13 protein-coding genes are annotated in these 14,262 nt (G+C 67.2%); 3 read left to right on the top strand and 10 right to left on the bottom strand.

The genetic code is table 11. The features are described from left to right. Positions 1-33 precede the first annotated feature (33 nt). The 3 genes from MVG78_RS21660 to MVG78_RS20875 all read left to right on the top strand — a co-directional run bounded on the left by MVG78_RS21660 (position 34) and on the right by MVG78_RS20875 (position 2,724). Positions 34-156 (top strand): hypothetical protein, encoded by a 123-nt coding sequence (locus MVG78_RS21660; RefSeq protein WP_282615078.1) that lies wholly within the window; start codon positions 34-36, stop codon positions 154-156. Between the two features lie 26 nt (positions 157-182). Then, positions 183-1,517: an MFS transporter gene (locus tag MVG78_RS20880; protein ID WP_247560694.1), complete on the top strand. Its 1,335-nt coding sequence runs from the start codon at positions 183-185 to the stop codon at positions 1,515-1,517. 118 nt (positions 1,518-1,635) lie between these two features. Then, complete coding sequence (locus tag MVG78_RS20875) at positions 1,636-2,724, top strand: lactonase family protein (RefSeq protein ID WP_247561154.1); 1,089 nt, start codon at positions 1,636-1,638, stop codon at positions 2,722-2,724. 74 nt (positions 2,725-2,798) lie between these two features. Here the strand turns inward: MVG78_RS20875 and MVG78_RS20870 are convergent, their stop codons facing one another. From MVG78_RS20870 to MVG78_RS20825, 10 genes are all read right to left on the bottom strand, one after another. Further along, positions 2,799-4,442, bottom strand: a complete 1,644-nt coding sequence (locus tag MVG78_RS20870; RefSeq protein WP_247560693.1) for a hydantoinase B/oxoprolinase family protein — start codon at positions 4,440-4,442, stop codon at positions 2,799-2,801. A gap of 2 nt (positions 4,443-4,444) precedes the next feature. Beyond that, a complete protein-coding gene (locus MVG78_RS20865; RefSeq protein ID WP_247560692.1) occupies positions 4,445-6,508 on the bottom strand; it encodes a hydantoinase/oxoprolinase family protein in 2,064 nt (687 codons plus the stop codon). Positions 6,509-6,523: 15 nt separating this feature from the next. After that, the gene (locus MVG78_RS20860; protein WP_247560690.1) at positions 6,524-7,225 is read right to left on the bottom strand and encodes an ABC transporter ATP-binding protein; all 702 of its coding nucleotides are present in this window, start codon (positions 7,223-7,225) and stop codon (positions 6,524-6,526) included. After that, positions 7,212-7,940: an ABC transporter ATP-binding protein gene (locus MVG78_RS20855; RefSeq protein WP_247560689.1), complete on the bottom strand. Its 729-nt coding sequence runs from the start codon at positions 7,938-7,940 to the stop codon at positions 7,212-7,214. Before MVG78_RS20855 ends, MVG78_RS20860 begins: the two co-directional genes overlap by 14 nt. After that, entirely contained in the window at positions 7,924-8,958 is a 1,035-nt protein-coding gene (locus MVG78_RS20850; protein ID WP_247560687.1) for a branched-chain amino acid ABC transporter permease, read from the bottom strand. The genes MVG78_RS20855 and MVG78_RS20850 overlap by 17 nt, the downstream gene beginning before the upstream one ends. Next, positions 8,958-9,833 (bottom strand): branched-chain amino acid ABC transporter permease, encoded by an 876-nt coding sequence (locus MVG78_RS20845; RefSeq protein ID WP_247560685.1) that lies wholly within the window; start codon positions 9,831-9,833, stop codon positions 8,958-8,960. Before MVG78_RS20845 ends, MVG78_RS20850 begins: the two co-directional genes overlap by 1 nt. Positions 9,834-9,845: 12 nt before the next feature. After that, a complete protein-coding gene (locus MVG78_RS20840) occupies positions 9,846-11,117 on the bottom strand; it encodes an ABC transporter substrate-binding protein (protein ID WP_428480838.1) in 1,272 nt (423 codons plus the stop codon). 501 nt (positions 11,118-11,618) lie between these two features. Continuing rightward, complete coding sequence (locus MVG78_RS20835) at positions 11,619-12,470, bottom strand: class III extradiol dioxygenase family protein (RefSeq protein WP_247560681.1); 852 nt, start codon at positions 12,468-12,470, stop codon at positions 11,619-11,621. Positions 12,471-12,484: 14 nt separating this feature from the next. Continuing rightward, positions 12,485-12,784, bottom strand: a complete 300-nt coding sequence (locus tag MVG78_RS20830; RefSeq protein ID WP_247560679.1) for a protocatechuate 3,4-dioxygenase — start codon at positions 12,782-12,784, stop codon at positions 12,485-12,487. Between the two features lie 81 nt (positions 12,785-12,865). Beyond that, entirely contained in the window at positions 12,866-14,059 is a 1,194-nt protein-coding gene (locus MVG78_RS20825; RefSeq protein WP_428480837.1) for an MFS transporter, read from the bottom strand. Positions 14,060-14,262 lie beyond the last annotated feature (203 nt).

The raw sequence follows: 14,262 nt of genomic DNA, 5'->3' as shown, positions 1-14,262 counted from the left end.
ACGGACCGGCCATCCAGGGAACGGACAAGAACCATGATGCGACGATGCCACCTTCCGGCTGGCGCGGCAGCCGCCGTGCTCGCCGATGCCGGCCTGGCTGCCGGGACCACGGAATCCACCCGGATCATCGAGGATCGCGGCACCACCGCGAACTGATGCAACGCTCATTCGGAAGCATCGCCATGAAAACCCCCTCCCCGGCCGCCATCGAGACCCGCACGACGCGCAAGGTCTTCTGGCGCATCGTTCCCTTCTGCTTCGTGCTCTACATCATCTCCTATCTGGATCGCGCCAATATCGGCTACGCGGCGCTGGAGATGAACCGGGAACTGGCGCTGACCAGCGAAGCCTTCGGGTTTGCCTCGGGCATCTTCTTCATCGGCTATTTCCTGTTCGAGGTGCCCAGCAACGCCATGCTGACGCGCTTCGGTGCCAGGATCTGGATCGCGCGCATCCTGGTTACCTGGGGCATCATCGCCTGCCTGACCGCCTTTGTGCAGACCGCCACGCAGCTCTACGTGCTGCGTTTCCTGCTGGGCGTTGCCGAGGCCGGCTTCTTTCCCGGCATCATCGTCTACCTGACCTACTGGTTCCGGGCGAAGGAGCGCGCGACCACCGTTGCCTGGTTCACCTCCGCCATTCCCGTCTCCTATCTGGTCGGGGCTCCGCTCAGCACCTGGATCATGGACAATGTCCATGGCCTGGGACTGTCCGGCTGGCGCTGGATGATCCTTCTGGAAGGCGGGCCGGCCATCCTCGGCGGCATCGCGGTCTTCCTGTTCCTCACCGACCGGCCCGAGCAGGCGCGGTGGCTGGATGAGCAGGAGAAGGCGTGGCTGACCGGCGAGCTGGCGCGGGACAATGCCCGGCGCGAAGGCGTGCAGCATCTGGGCGTCTGGGACGCCATGCGGAACCCGAAGGTCCTGCTGCTGGCCGCCATCTACTTCGTCTATCAGTGCGGCAGCCTGGGCGTGGGCTACTGGATGCCGCAGATCATCAGGGGCTTCTCGGGCACGCTGACCAATACGCAGGTCGGGCTGGTCGCCATGCTGCCCTATGCCGTCGCCACCATCGGCATGGTGCTGTGGTCGCGATCCTCCGACCGCCGCGCGGAACGCAAGCTGCATTCGGCCCTGCCGCTGCTGCTGGCGGGGGCCTGCCTGCTGGCCGCCGCGGTGTTCCAGCAGGCGGCGCTGGCCATGGCGATGATCACCCTGGCCATGACGGGGCTCTACGCCTTCAAGTCGCCTTTCTGGGCGGTGCCGAACCTCTTCCTGACGCGCTCCACGGCGGCTATCTCCATTGCGGTGATCAACAGCATCGGCAATCTCGGCGGCTTCGTCGGCCCCTATGTCATCGGGCTGGTGAAGGACAGCACCGGATCGGCGCTGGCCGGGCTCTACTTCCTGGCAGCGCTGCTGTTCGTGTCCTTCGCCATGATGATGGCCATGCGGCTGCGGCCGGAGCGGGGCGAGCAAGCCGCGCCCATCCTGCAGGCCGCTGGCCAGCATCGTTGAGGATCGCATGATGACCCCGCATCCTCGCCGCACCATCCTGGCCGCCCTCGCCACCTCCGCCGTGGCGGCTGCCTCCGGCCACGCCGCGTCGCCCACTTCCAGCAAGGACATTTCCGCGATGCCCAGCACCAGCAAGAGTTTCCACGCCTATGTCGGCTGCCGCACGACGCGGGAGCGGAATGCGCGCGGCGATGGCATCAGCCTCTACCGCGTGGATGCGGAAACCGGTGCCTGGACCCATGAGCAGCTTGTCGGTGACCTGCTGAACCCGTCCTTCCTCTGCTTCGACCGGCAAGGGCGCTTCCTCTACACCGTGCATGGCGACAGCACGGAGGTCAGCGCCTTCCGCATCGACCCGGGGAATGGCCGGCTGAGCCTCATCAACCGCCAGTCCACGGAGGGGAAGAACCCCGTCCACCTCGCGGTCGATCCCACCAACCGCTTCCTGGTGATCGCCAACCACATCACTTCCACCCTGGCCCTGCTGCCGATCGATCCGGAGGAAGGGGCGATCGGCCCGGTCCGGGACCTCGTCACGCTGACCGGCAAGATCGGCCCGCACCGGGTGGAGCAGCCCTTCGCCAAGCCGCACCAGGTGGAGTTCGACCGCCAGGGCCGATTCATTCTCGTGCCCGACAAGGGTTTGGACCGGGTCTTCACCTTCCGCCTGGATGCGGATGCCGGGAAGCTGGTGGCCAGCGAACAGGGCTCGGTGCCGGCGCGCGAAACATCCGGGCCGCGCCATGTGGTGCTGCATCCCCGTGCGGGCTTCGCCTATGTGGTGAACGAGCTGGACTCCACCGTCACGGCCTATCGCTACAGCAGCGAGACCGGGGCGCTTGAGCCTGTCCAGGTGGTGTCCTCCCTCCCCGACACCTTCACCGGCAACAGCCGCGCGGCCGAGATCGCCATTTCCGCCGATGGGCGCTTCGTCTACGCCTCCAACCGGGGCTCCGATACCATCGCCGCCTTCGCGGTGGACGAAGGCACGGGGCGGCTGACGCCGGTGCAGTGGGCACCATCCGGCGGGCGGACGCCGCGCTTCTTCACGCTCTCCCCGGACGGGCGCTTCCTGTTCGTCGCCAACGAGGACGACGATACCATTCAGCGCTTTCGCATCGATGCCCGCACTGGCCAGTTGACCGCCGATGGACTGGCCGCGCGCACCGGCAGCCCGGTCTGTATCGTCTTCCGCCCAGCCACGTGATCGTCCGGACTGGATGAAAGCCAGGCGCGGCAGAAGTTCCTGTCCGTCGGGAGGGCGATGGCAGTGTGGTGCCGTCAGGCCGGAACGTAGCCCAGGACGCGGTCACGTTCCTGCGCTTCCGGCGCCCGCTTCTCCGGCGGGCCAAAGCCGCCGCCGCCCGAGGTTTCCAGCCGGATCACATCGCCCTGGCGCAGGCGGAGGTTGTTCACCTTGGAGCCCAGGCTCCGCACCTCACCGTCCCGCATCAGCACGAGACGCCCGGCGCTGCCCGGCTCACCCCCGGCCAACCCGTAGGGTCGGAAGCGGAAGCGCTCGGCATTGGCGGTGAAGACGGCCTCTCGCGCATCGATGCGCCATTCGCGCACCAGCCCGAGACCACCGCGGTACCGCCCTGCCCCACCGGAGCCGGGCAGCAGGCCGTAGCGCATGATCGTCAGCGGCAGTTCGCTCTCGATCATCTCGGCCGGGATGTTGGAGTTGTTGTGCATGCCGAAGGTGAAGGCGCTCAGCCCGTCGCCCTCCGGATGCGCGCCGCTGCCACCGACCTCGATCTCCACCAGCACGCCGCGCTCGCCACTCTCCTGCACCGTCTGGAAGGAGCAGACATAGCTGACGCCGTAATAGGCGGCCGGCACGCGCTCCGGCACCGCCTGATGCAGCGCGCCGAGCAGGGTGGTGGCCAGCCGGTGCGTGGCCGCGATCCGGTTCGCCACCGGTGCGGGGTGACGGGCGCTGACGATCGTGCCTTCCGGTGCGATCACGGTGATGGGGCGGTAGCAGCCCGCATTGGCCGGGATCGGTGCATCGGCCACCGCCATCACGGCGTAGGAGACGGCGGAATTGGCCGAGGCCAGGGTGGCGTTCACCGGACCCAGCGCCTGCGGGCCGCAGCCGGAGAGATCGACCGTCAGCTCCTCTCCACGCACGGTGATGGCGGCATGGATGCGGATCGGCGCGTCGGTGATGCCGTCATCGTCGAGGAAATCCTCGAACTCGTAATGGCCATCGGGGATGCGGCCGATCATCGCGCGCATGGCGCGCTCGGAACCATCCAGGATCTGTGCGCAGCCCACTACCACCGCCTTCGCGCCGAAGCGCGTGGCGAGCTTGCGAAGGTTGCCCTCACCCACCGAGAGCGACGCGATCTGCGCCTGCAGATCGCCCCAGAGGATCTCCGGCTGGCGCACATTCTGCCGCATCACCGCCAGCAGATCACCATTCAGCGCGCCACGGCGGTAGAGCTTCAAGGGTGGCAGGCGCAGGCCTTCCTGGAAGATCTCGGTCGCCGTGGCGGCATAGGAACCGGCCGCCATGCCACCCATGTCGAGATGGTGGCAGAGCGTGCCGACGATGGCGATGCGCGCCCCTTCCGCGAAGACCGGCCGGAAGGCCAGGATGTCTGGGATGTGCTGGCCGCCGCAGTAGGGATCGTTGGTGATGACGACATCGCCTTCCTCCCATTCCTCCAGAGGCAGGTGGTCACGCACCACGGTGAGCAGTCCGGCGCTCATGGAGTTCAGGTGCTGCGGGATGCGGGCGGATTGCGCCACGTTGTAGCCGTCACGGTCGAAGACGGCGGTGGAATAGTCCAGCAGTTCCCGTACCACGGTGGAGCGGCTGGTGCGCCAGACGGTCACGTCCATCTCGGCGGCGGCGGCGGTCAGGCCGTTGCGCAGCACCTCGAGTTCGACGGGTCCGAGTTCCATGGGACGGGGCATGCTCACGCCTCCAGCCTCCGTGCGATCAGGGTTCCATCCGGTCCCGGGGCGCAGCGCCAGCCGGGGGCGATGAAGGCGGTGGTGTATTCCTCCTCGATCAGCGCAGGTCCCTCGACCGGGCCGGTGATTTGCTCGCGCTGGTGCACGGCGGCCTCCTGCCAGCATCCACCGAGGAAGATCCGCCGCGCCTCGGGCTGACGATCGGCACCCAGGCCCGGACGCCGCACCGCCTCGGCGCGCGGCAGAATGCCCGTGGCGGTCAGGCGCAGCGCCACCAGTTCCACCGGCGCATCCGGATTGCAGTAGGAGAAGCGGCGCTCATGCGTGCGGTGGAATTCGGCCAGCAACGCCGCCAGCGCGGTTTCGTCCGGCGTCGCGCCATCCCCCAGTGCCGCCCAGGGCACCACCAGCTCGAAAGCCTGCCCGCGGTAGCGCAGATCGGCCGAGAGCGCGAAGCGGCGCTGTTCCGCCGGCACGCCATCCGCCTCCAGCATGGCATCGCCCTGTTCGCGCAGCGCGGCGCAGCTCTCGGCGATGCGCGGCAGGCTCTCCGCCAGGGCGGGCATCACCCGGCTGCGTGCCACGTCATGCACGATGTTGGAATGCAGGATGCCGAAGGCGGAGAAGGTGCTGGCATCGGCGGGAAAGATCACCTCGCCGATACCCAGCTCCTCGGCCACCGGGATGGCGTGCAGACCGCCGGCACCACCGAAGGAAAGCAGGCTGAAGTCGCGCGGGTCGAGCCCCTTCTCGAACAGGCTGAGACGTGCTGCGGAGGCCAGGGCATTGTTGACCACGGTGAGCATGCCCTCCGCCGCTTCCTCTGCCCCCAGGCCCAGCGGGCGGGCGACCCGGTCGGCAATGGCCTCGCGCGCGCCCTCCGTGTCCAGGGCCATGGCGCCGCCCAGGAAGAAGCGCCCGTCGAGCCGGCCCAGGACGATGTTCGCGTCCGTCACCGCGGGTTCCGTGCCCCCGCGCCGGTAGCAGACCGGGCCGGGCGTGGAGCCCGCGGAGCGCGGCCCGACCGTGAGGCGCCCGCCGGCATCGACCGCGGCGAGCGAGCCGCCACCGGAGCCGATGGTGCGGATCTCGATCATCGGCAGGCGTACAGGCAGGCCGTCGATCTCGCCCTGCGTCATCAGCGTCACCTGCCCGCCCTGCACGACGCAGATGTCGTAGGAGGTGCCGCCCATGTCGCCGCCCACGAGGTTCGGGCGGCCCAATGCCTCGGCCGCACGCAGGGTGGCGAGGGCGCCACCACTCGGCCCGGACAGCAGCAGCCGCACCGGCTGGCGCGCCGCCATCTCCGGAGAGCAGACGCCGCCATTCGATTGCACCAGCAGCAGGCGCGCGCCGGGCGCACGCTCCGCCAGACGCTGCCGCAGCCGGCCGATATAGCGGCCCACCACCGGCATCAGCAGCGCGTTCAGCACGGTGGTCGAGCTGCGCTCGTACTCCCGGATCTCCGGGCTGACCTCGGAGGAAAGACTGAGCGGCAGGTCCGGGAAGGCGGCGCGGACATGCTCCGACAGGCGCTGCTCGTGCACCGGATCGACATGGGCGTTGAGCAGGCAGATCGCGATCGCCTCGGGCTCCAGCGCATGGAGGCGTTCCAGCACCGACCCGATCGCGGCCTCGCCGAGGGCGGTCTCCACGCTGCCATCGCCACGCAGCCGTTCCGCCACGCCCAGGCGCCGGTCGCGCGGCACCAGCGGCGGCTCCACCTTCTGCTTCAGCCCATAGATGTCGCGTCGGGTGTGTCGCCCGATCTCCAGCACATCCTCGAAACCCGCCGTGGTCAGCAGAACGCCGCGCGCGAGGCGCCGTTCCAGCACCGCATTGGTGGCGATGGTGGTGCCATGCAGCAGCAGGCGGATATCGGCCAGGGCGAAGCCATAGCGCGCCGCCGCCGCCTCGATACCCGCCATCAGCCCGGTGGAGGGGTCCTCCGGCGTGGTCGGGGTCTTGAGGCTGTGCAGCGCGCCGGTCCTCTCATCGAGGATCTGCAGGTCGGTGAAGGTGCCTCCGATATCGATGCCGATCCGGATATGACGCTGGGAGGACAAAGGGGGGAATCCTGATCACATGCCAAGATAGGCACGCCGCACATCGGCGTTGCCGGCGATCTCCGCAGCCTGGCCGGACATCACGATCCGGCCGGTCTGCAGCACATAGGCACGGTCGGCGATGGCCAAAGCCTCGGCCAGCCTCTGCTCCACCAGCAGCACCGTCACCCCGAGGGCGCGGATGCGCGTCACCGCAGCCAGGATATCGTCCACCAGCTTCGGCATGATGCCCTGGCTGGGTTCGTCCAGCATCAGCAGCCTCGGCTGGGTCAGCAGGGCACGGCCGATGGCCAGCATCTGCTGCTCGCCACCGGACAGGGTACCGGCCAGTTGTGGCAGGCGTTCCTTCAGGCGGGGGAAGAGTTCGAAGACCAGCTCCAATGGCTTGAAGCGGTCCGGATCGCCCCTCTTCGCATAGGCCCCGAGGCGGAGATTGTCTTCCACCGAGAGGCGCGGGAAGAGGCGCCGCCCCTCGGGCACGAGGTTGACGCCTAGGCGCGCGATGCGATGCGCGGGCATCCGGCGCAGGCTCTCGCCCTGGAAGGCGATCCGCCCCTCGGTCGTGACCTGCCCGGCGATGGCTTTCAGCAAGGTGCTCTTGCCCGCGCCATTGGCGCCGACCACGGCCACGACCTCCCCCTGGCCGACCTCCAGATCGACGCCCTGCAGGGCCTTGAGGCCCCGGTAGCTGGCGGAAACCCCTTCAAGCCGTAGCATAGCGGTCCCCCAGATAGGCACGGATCATCTCCGGATCGCGCACCACCTCCTGCGGCGAGCCGGTGAGCAGGACCTTGCCGAGATTCAGCACCACGGCGCGGTCGATCAGCGGCAGAAGCACCTCCATCACATGCTCGACCATGATGATGGTGACACCCTGGTCCCGCACCGCACGGATGAGCTGCACGCCGGACTGTGCCTCGGCAGGGGTGAGCCCGGTCAGCATCTCGTCCAGAAGCAGGAGGCGAGGCTGCGTCGCCAGGGCACGCGCCACCTCCAGGCGCCGTTTCTCCGGCGGGGTCAAAGAAATGGCCGGGGTGTCCATGCGTCCGAGCAGGCCCGCGAAGCCGAGCACCTGCTCCGCCGCCGCCATGGCCTCCCGCGCCGTCCTGTGGCGGGTGAAGGCGCCCACCATCACATTCTCCAGCACGGTCATGGAGTCGAAGGAGCGCACCACCTGGAAGGTGCGGGCGATGCCGCGCCGGGTGCATTCCACCGGCCCCAGCCCGGAGACGCGCTGCCCGTCGAGGCGGATCTCGCCGCTGTCTGGCGTCACCTCGCCGGAGATCGAGTTGAACAGCGAGGTCTTGCCCGCGCCGTTCGGCCCGATCAGGCCCAGGATCTCGCCGCGATGGACATCGAAGCTGACATCGCTGTTCGCCTGCACCCCCCCGAACCGCTTGCTGACGTTGCGGACCTCAAGCAGCGCGGCCATCGCCACCTCCCGCCTGGCTCTTCACGCCGAGGAGGCTGACCAGCCCCTGTGGCCGTGCGAGCGCCACGATCATGATCAGCAGCCCGTAGATCATCAGGTCCACGCCGCTGCCGGAACCACCCAGGTAGGAGCGTGACAGCTCCGAGACGGGGATCAGCACTGCCGCGCCGATCAGCGGCCCCCAGAGCGTGCCGACGCCGCCCAGCACCGCCGGCAGGGCGATCAGGATGGAGAAGGACCCGGCCAGGATGCTGTCCGGGTCGATATAGCCGACATACTGCGCGTAGATCGCGCCGCCGACGCCGGTGAGGAAGCCGCTGATCGCGGCCGCCGCCATCTTGGAGGGAAAGATCCGCACGGCGAGGCTGCGCGCCGCCGTCACGTCATCCTTCACCGCCCGCCAGGAATAGCCCCAGCGCGAACCCTCGACCAGCCAGGCCACGATCCAGGTCAGGGCGGCGAAGCCCAGGGTGATGAAGTGCCAGGGGAGCTTGGAGATGCGGAACTGCAGGTTCAGCCAGGAATCCGGCCCCAGTGGCACATAGATGCCCATGGCGCCGCCGACCCATTCCCAGTTGAGGAAAAGGAGGTAGCCGATCTCACCCACCACCACCGTCGCGATGGCGTAGTAATGACCGGACAGGCGGAAGCAGGGCCAGCCGACCAGCAGCGCCCCGAGCCCCGCCACCACCCCGGCGGCGACCATGCCGAAGACCGGTGGCACGCCCGCATGCACGAACAGCATGGTGGAGACATAACCGCCGATGCCGAAATAGAGCGCATGGCCCAGCGAGATCTGGCCGCAATAGCCGCCCAGGATGTTCCATGCCTGACTGAGACCGGCATAGAGCAGGGTCAGGATGATCAGGTTCTGCGCATAGACGTCGGAACCCCCGAAGGGCAGCGCCGCGAGCAGGAGGAGGAGCACCACGCCGGTGGCCAGCTCCCGCCGCCGGCGGCGCGTGATCGAATTGGTGCGGAGCGGCGTGGCGGGAGCCTGTTGGATCGTGGTGGACATCACAGCTTCCCGAACAGGCCGCGCGGGCGGAACGCGAGCACGAGCATATAAAGGGCGAACATGCCCACCTGCTTCATGGAGGGCTCCAGCACGAGCGCGGTCATGGATTCCACCAGCCCCACCAGCAGCCCGGCCGCGAGCGCGCCCAGCAGGCTGCCGAAGCCGCCCAGGGCGACCGTGACATAGGCGATGGTCGCGAAGTTCACCCCGACATTGGGGGAGATGTAGTAGAAAGTGGCCAGCATCACCCCCGCCACGCCCACCGCCGCGGCGCCCATCCCCCACCCGATGGCGAAGATCCGGTCGCGGTCGATGCCGATCAGCGCCACCGCGTCGCGATCCTCGCGCGTCGCCTCCAGAGCCCGGCCGAATTCGGTGCGCGATACGGCGAGCAGCGCGGCGAAGGCGAGCAGGCAGACCGCCGAGGCCACGAGCTGCGGCAGCGGCAGGTAGATGCCGGCGAGGTTCACCGTGCGGTCGCTGACCCAACTGCCGGTGATGCTCTGGAACTCGCTGCCGAAGAGGTACTGCGCCGCACCGCGCAGGAAGATCGCCAGGCCGAAGGTCACGAAGATCTGCGACATGCCGCGGTTGAAGGTGACGGACAGCGCCCGCCCGATCAGCAGGCGGTAGATCGCCACCCCGAATCCGAAGAGCAGCACCGCCACCAGAGGCAGCAGCAGGATCGGGTCCAGCCCCGTGGCGTGGAAGAGGATCAGCGTGGCGAACATGGCGAGCATCAGCAACTCGCCATGGGCGAAGTTCACCACGTCCATCAGGCCGAAGATCAGTGACAGCCCAGCCGCCACGAGGGCATAGATCATGCCCATCAGCAGGCCGCTCACCACGGCCTGCGCAACCAGTTCGACGGTCATCCCGGTCCGCGCTTACTGGCCGACATTCCAGACGAGCGGCACGGAGGCCACGTCGGCGGGCCAGACGGTCCGGTAGGCGCCGTTGGTCACCTGCTGGATCACCGGCGTGCCGAGCAGGTTGTTGCCCGCCGCGTCGAACTTCACGCCTTTCCAGGGCATGATGGTCTGCTCCCCGGCGATCTCGGTCTCGCGGAAGGCTTTCTGCAGATCGGCCGCCTTGGTCGAGCCGGCACGGTTGACCGCGTCCGCCGCCACCTGCAACGCCGTGAACTCGCGCGCGGTATTGTCGTTCAGGTCCTTGTTCTGCTTGGCCTTGTAGAGCGCGTTGATCTTCTCGATCGCGGGGCGGCTGCTGCCGGCGTCGATGGCGAAGGAGGAGCGGCTGAACACCCCTTCCGCCATGGCGCCGACGCCGTTGAGGAAAGCCTGTTCCTGGAATCCGGCCGCCTGGGCCATGATGGCCCTGGGCTTGTAGCCGATCTCGTTCATCGCGCGCAGGATCAGGATGGCATCGGTGGTGTAGGAGGAGGGCATCAGCACATCGGCATCCGCAGCCTTCAGCCGCTGTGCCTCGGAGGCGAGGGTCGGCGAATTGGCGCGGTACTTGATGTCGGCCAGGATCTTGATGCCCGCCTGTTCCGCCATCTTGCGCTGGATGTTGGCGCTGTCCGTGCCGAAGATGCTGTCCTCGTAGAAGAGCGAGACGGAGTTCACCTTGCGCCCGGTCTTCCCGCCGGCCGACTGGAAGAAGCTGAACATGGCCTCGGTGAAGGTCACGTCGTTGGGCGAGGGACGGAAGAACCATTGCAGCCCGCGCTGCGTCAGGCTGGGCGAGGAGTTGTCGGCGGAGACATAGGGGATCTGGTAGCGCTCGGTGACCTGCGAGATGGTCGCCGCCGTGGCGGAGGAGAAGCTGCCGACGATCAGCGCCACCTTCTCCTGCGTGATGAGGCGCTCGGCCTCCGCACGGGCCTTCTGGGGGTCGTTCTGGTGGTCGGCGAAGACCACGCGAATCCTGGCGCCGCCCAGCTTCGGCAGGCCACCGCCCTCACCCAGCAGCATGGGCACATGGTCATGCTGGCCGTTGATGACCTCGGCCGCGACCTCCATCACCGCCTTGGCATCCTGCCCGATCTGGGCGCTGTTGCCGGTGAGCGGGTAGATGGCGCCGATCACCACTTCCTCGGCGGCATGGGCGGAGCGGATGTTCACGAAGGGAAGGCTGGAAGCCCCCAGAACGGCCCCAATCGCTGAGGCACGGAACACGGCACGGCGAGTGAACATGGAACCTCTCTGACGCTCGGGCTGACGCGGACGACCCGTTTGGCCAACCCTCGCCCGGGGCATGGAGCCTGGGCGCGAATGACGAAACCTGGGGCCGATCCTGTCCGCTGGATGAGTCCACAGCAATGGGTAGAGCATGGCCCGCTGTGGCCTCTTCTGTCCAATCGGCATTCGGAACCGGCACCCGTCGCCACAGCTTTGTGCACATGCTGTGTTCATGAGCGCACGCATGCCGCGTCGCAGCAAGAACGATCGGAGGCGCCGCCCGCGTCTATCCCGCGGAGAGCGTCATGGTGCGGTACATGGCGCTGGATGTTTCAGACAGGTGCCGTGTCCCGGCACACAGGCCGTCCACGCCGCCTCCTTCGCCATCGGCGAAATTCCTGGGCGAGATCTATGACCGCATCCGGCGGGACAAGTTCATCGTCATCGTTTCGGACCGCGTGCCGGGCCTCGCCGGGGCCGCCGCACCCGTCTTCGAGACAAGGCATCAGCAGCCCATCACGTTGCAAGCGCGGCCGGTCGTGTGTCGAGCAGCATGACCGCGCCGCCAGTGTGGGAAAGCGGTGCGTGATACGTCTCCGCGACGAGCTTGACGCCATGAAGGACCGCGCCCCGCATGACCAGCCAGGTCATGAATTCCAGCCCCTGGCTGCCGGCGAGATTGATCCATTCCTGATTGGTGTAGCGGGTCAGCGGCAGGGGATCGTTCACGATCCTGTCCATGCACATGGCATCGAAATCCCTGTTGATATAGCCGCCCTGGCTGATCTGGTGCGACAGGCCGCCGCTGGCCACCACGATCACCTTCTTGTCTTCGGGGTAGGAGCTGATCGCCCGGCCCAGAGCCTGCCCCAGTGCGAAACAGCGGCCGGGTTTGGGCAGGGGGTGCTGGATGATGTTGATCTCCAGCGGGATGACCGGGATCGGCCAGGTATCCTGGCCTGGGTACAGGAGATCCCCGGCCGTGACGCAGGCATGGTCGAGCACCATTTCCTGGCACGTCGAGATGTCGAACTCGTCCTCCACCAGGGATTCCGCGACATGCCAGGCGAATTTCGCATCGCTTCCGAACCGGCGGGGTGGCGGGGGGCCGAAGCCTTCGTCTCCGTTGACGTAGTCCAGGGCCGTGCCGAGCGCGAAGGTGGGCTTGTTGTCGAGGAAGAAGTTCAGCCCGTGATCGTTATAGATGACGATCATCAGATCGGGTTTCGCTTCGTCGAGCCAGGCATGCAGGGGTGCGAAGGCGTCGAAGAACGGCTTCCAGTACGGGTCCTGCTGAAGGTTCTCGTGCACGGCCCGGCTGATCATGGGGACGTGCGAGGTGGTGATGCATCCGATGAGCTGTGCCATGATACGTCCTCCCGTCAGGAAGCCTTGCCGCGCGGCACGGGGGCCAATGGGCCACCGGCATAGGCGCGGGCAAGCTTCGTCAGGAAATAGAGGCTGACTCCGGCGGCGAGCAGGTCGTTCTTCTTCCTGCTCTTCACCGCCGCGCGCTGCTGGTCGTTGAGCCCATATCTGGAGCAATAGGCATCGATATCGGCCATGAACTCGCGCCGGTTCCCTTCGTCGTTCAGGGAGTGGCACATCTTGTTCAATGCGTAGCCGCGCTGTGCATCCTCGCCGTTGAAAATGCCCATGAGCATTCGTTCGGTCGCTTCCATTCAAGGCCCCTCGTGTTCGGCGGATTTCTTGTGCTCACGGTCCCGCACCGTCCTGGCCGCATCGGGCGATGGGAGCGGTGGTCATGAGGCGGGTTCCGTGACCTTCGGCGACCATTCCGGGCGGAGCAGAACAACGCAGGCCGCGGCGCCGGTGACCAGGAAAACCACGATGACCTTCATGGGTAGATCGTAGCTTCCGCTGACGTGCAGAAGCCAGCCGGAGAGGCTGGCCGCGACGCCGCCCGACAATCCTGCGGCCATGTGCTGCACGCCGGTGACCATGCCGATGGCGGGCGATGGGATCAGCGTCACCTTGCACAGCGCAAGGCTGTTGGCGCTGGCCAGGCCCAGGCAGGACAGGGAGAAGACATTCCAGAACAAGGCCCAGTTCAGCTCGCTGGTGTATGCGCCGAACAGCACGGTGCCTGCGCCGATGAAGCCCAGCACGACGAATATCTTCCGGGTTCTGACCGGATCCTTGCCACCTTCGATCATCCTGTCGGCCGCCCAGCCGGCGATGACCGCCACGGCCGCGATGCCGGCGAAGCTGAAGAAGGTGTAGAGGCTGGAACTGGTGAGCGAAAGCCCGCGCTGTTCCACCAGATAGGATGGCATCCAGGTCATGCAGTAGAAGACGAAATAGCTGTAGCAGAAGTTGATGATCATGCCGCCCCAGACGACGGGGGACAGAATGATGCTGCGGAATGAAACCGATGAGGCCCGGCGCCGCGCCGCGGCCATTTCCGATTTCCCCGGGAGATCATTCTCGACGAACATGGACCAGGGCACCAGCCAGACCAGCCCCAGCAGGCCCGTGACGACGAACATCAAGCGCCAGTCGTAGAGCACGATGAGCCAGGCGGCGAGCGGGGCTCCGACGGCGGTCCCCACCTTGTTGCCCATGGCGAAGACCCCGATGGCGGCCCCCATGTGACGCTCCGGAACATTGTGCCGTATCCATCGGTAGCTGGCCGGCATCACCACCGCTTCCATGGCGCCCACCACCACGCGCGTGGCGACCAGGGCGGCCACCGTCGTCATCAGCCCGGCGGCGGCGGTCGCGACACACCACAAGGCGAAGCAGATGGCGTAAGGCACCTTCGCGCCGTAGCGATCCACGATCCAGCCCATCGGGATCTGTGTCAGCGCGTAGGACCAGAAGAAGGCGGCACCCACCCAGCCACGATAGACGCTGGAAAGGCCGAAATGCTGGATGAAGGAGGTGTTGGCGATGGCGGCCGATATGCTCGATCGGTCGGCATAGGCGATCAGCACGCCGAAACTCACAAGGATCATTCCGCCCCAGTGCGAGGAGAGGCGATTTGCGGCTTTCGCTGGCCGGGCTTCGGCATCCGCGAGGGGCTGAACTCCCTCCGCTGTCGTGCTCATGAAAGCTCCTCCCCCGGGTCCCTGGTTATCCGGTGCGGGACTTCGGCATCACCGATGATCGGGTAGATGACTGGAAACCGCCGTCAGGA

Origin of the sequence: Roseomonas gilardii subsp. gilardii (assembly GCF_023078375.1) — a bacterium.
GTDB lineage: Bacteria > Pseudomonadota > Alphaproteobacteria > Acetobacterales > Acetobacteraceae > Roseomonas > Roseomonas gilardii.
The sequence above is the reverse complement of the archived record's forward strand: the minus strand, read 5'-3'. Positions and strand labels throughout refer to the sequence as shown.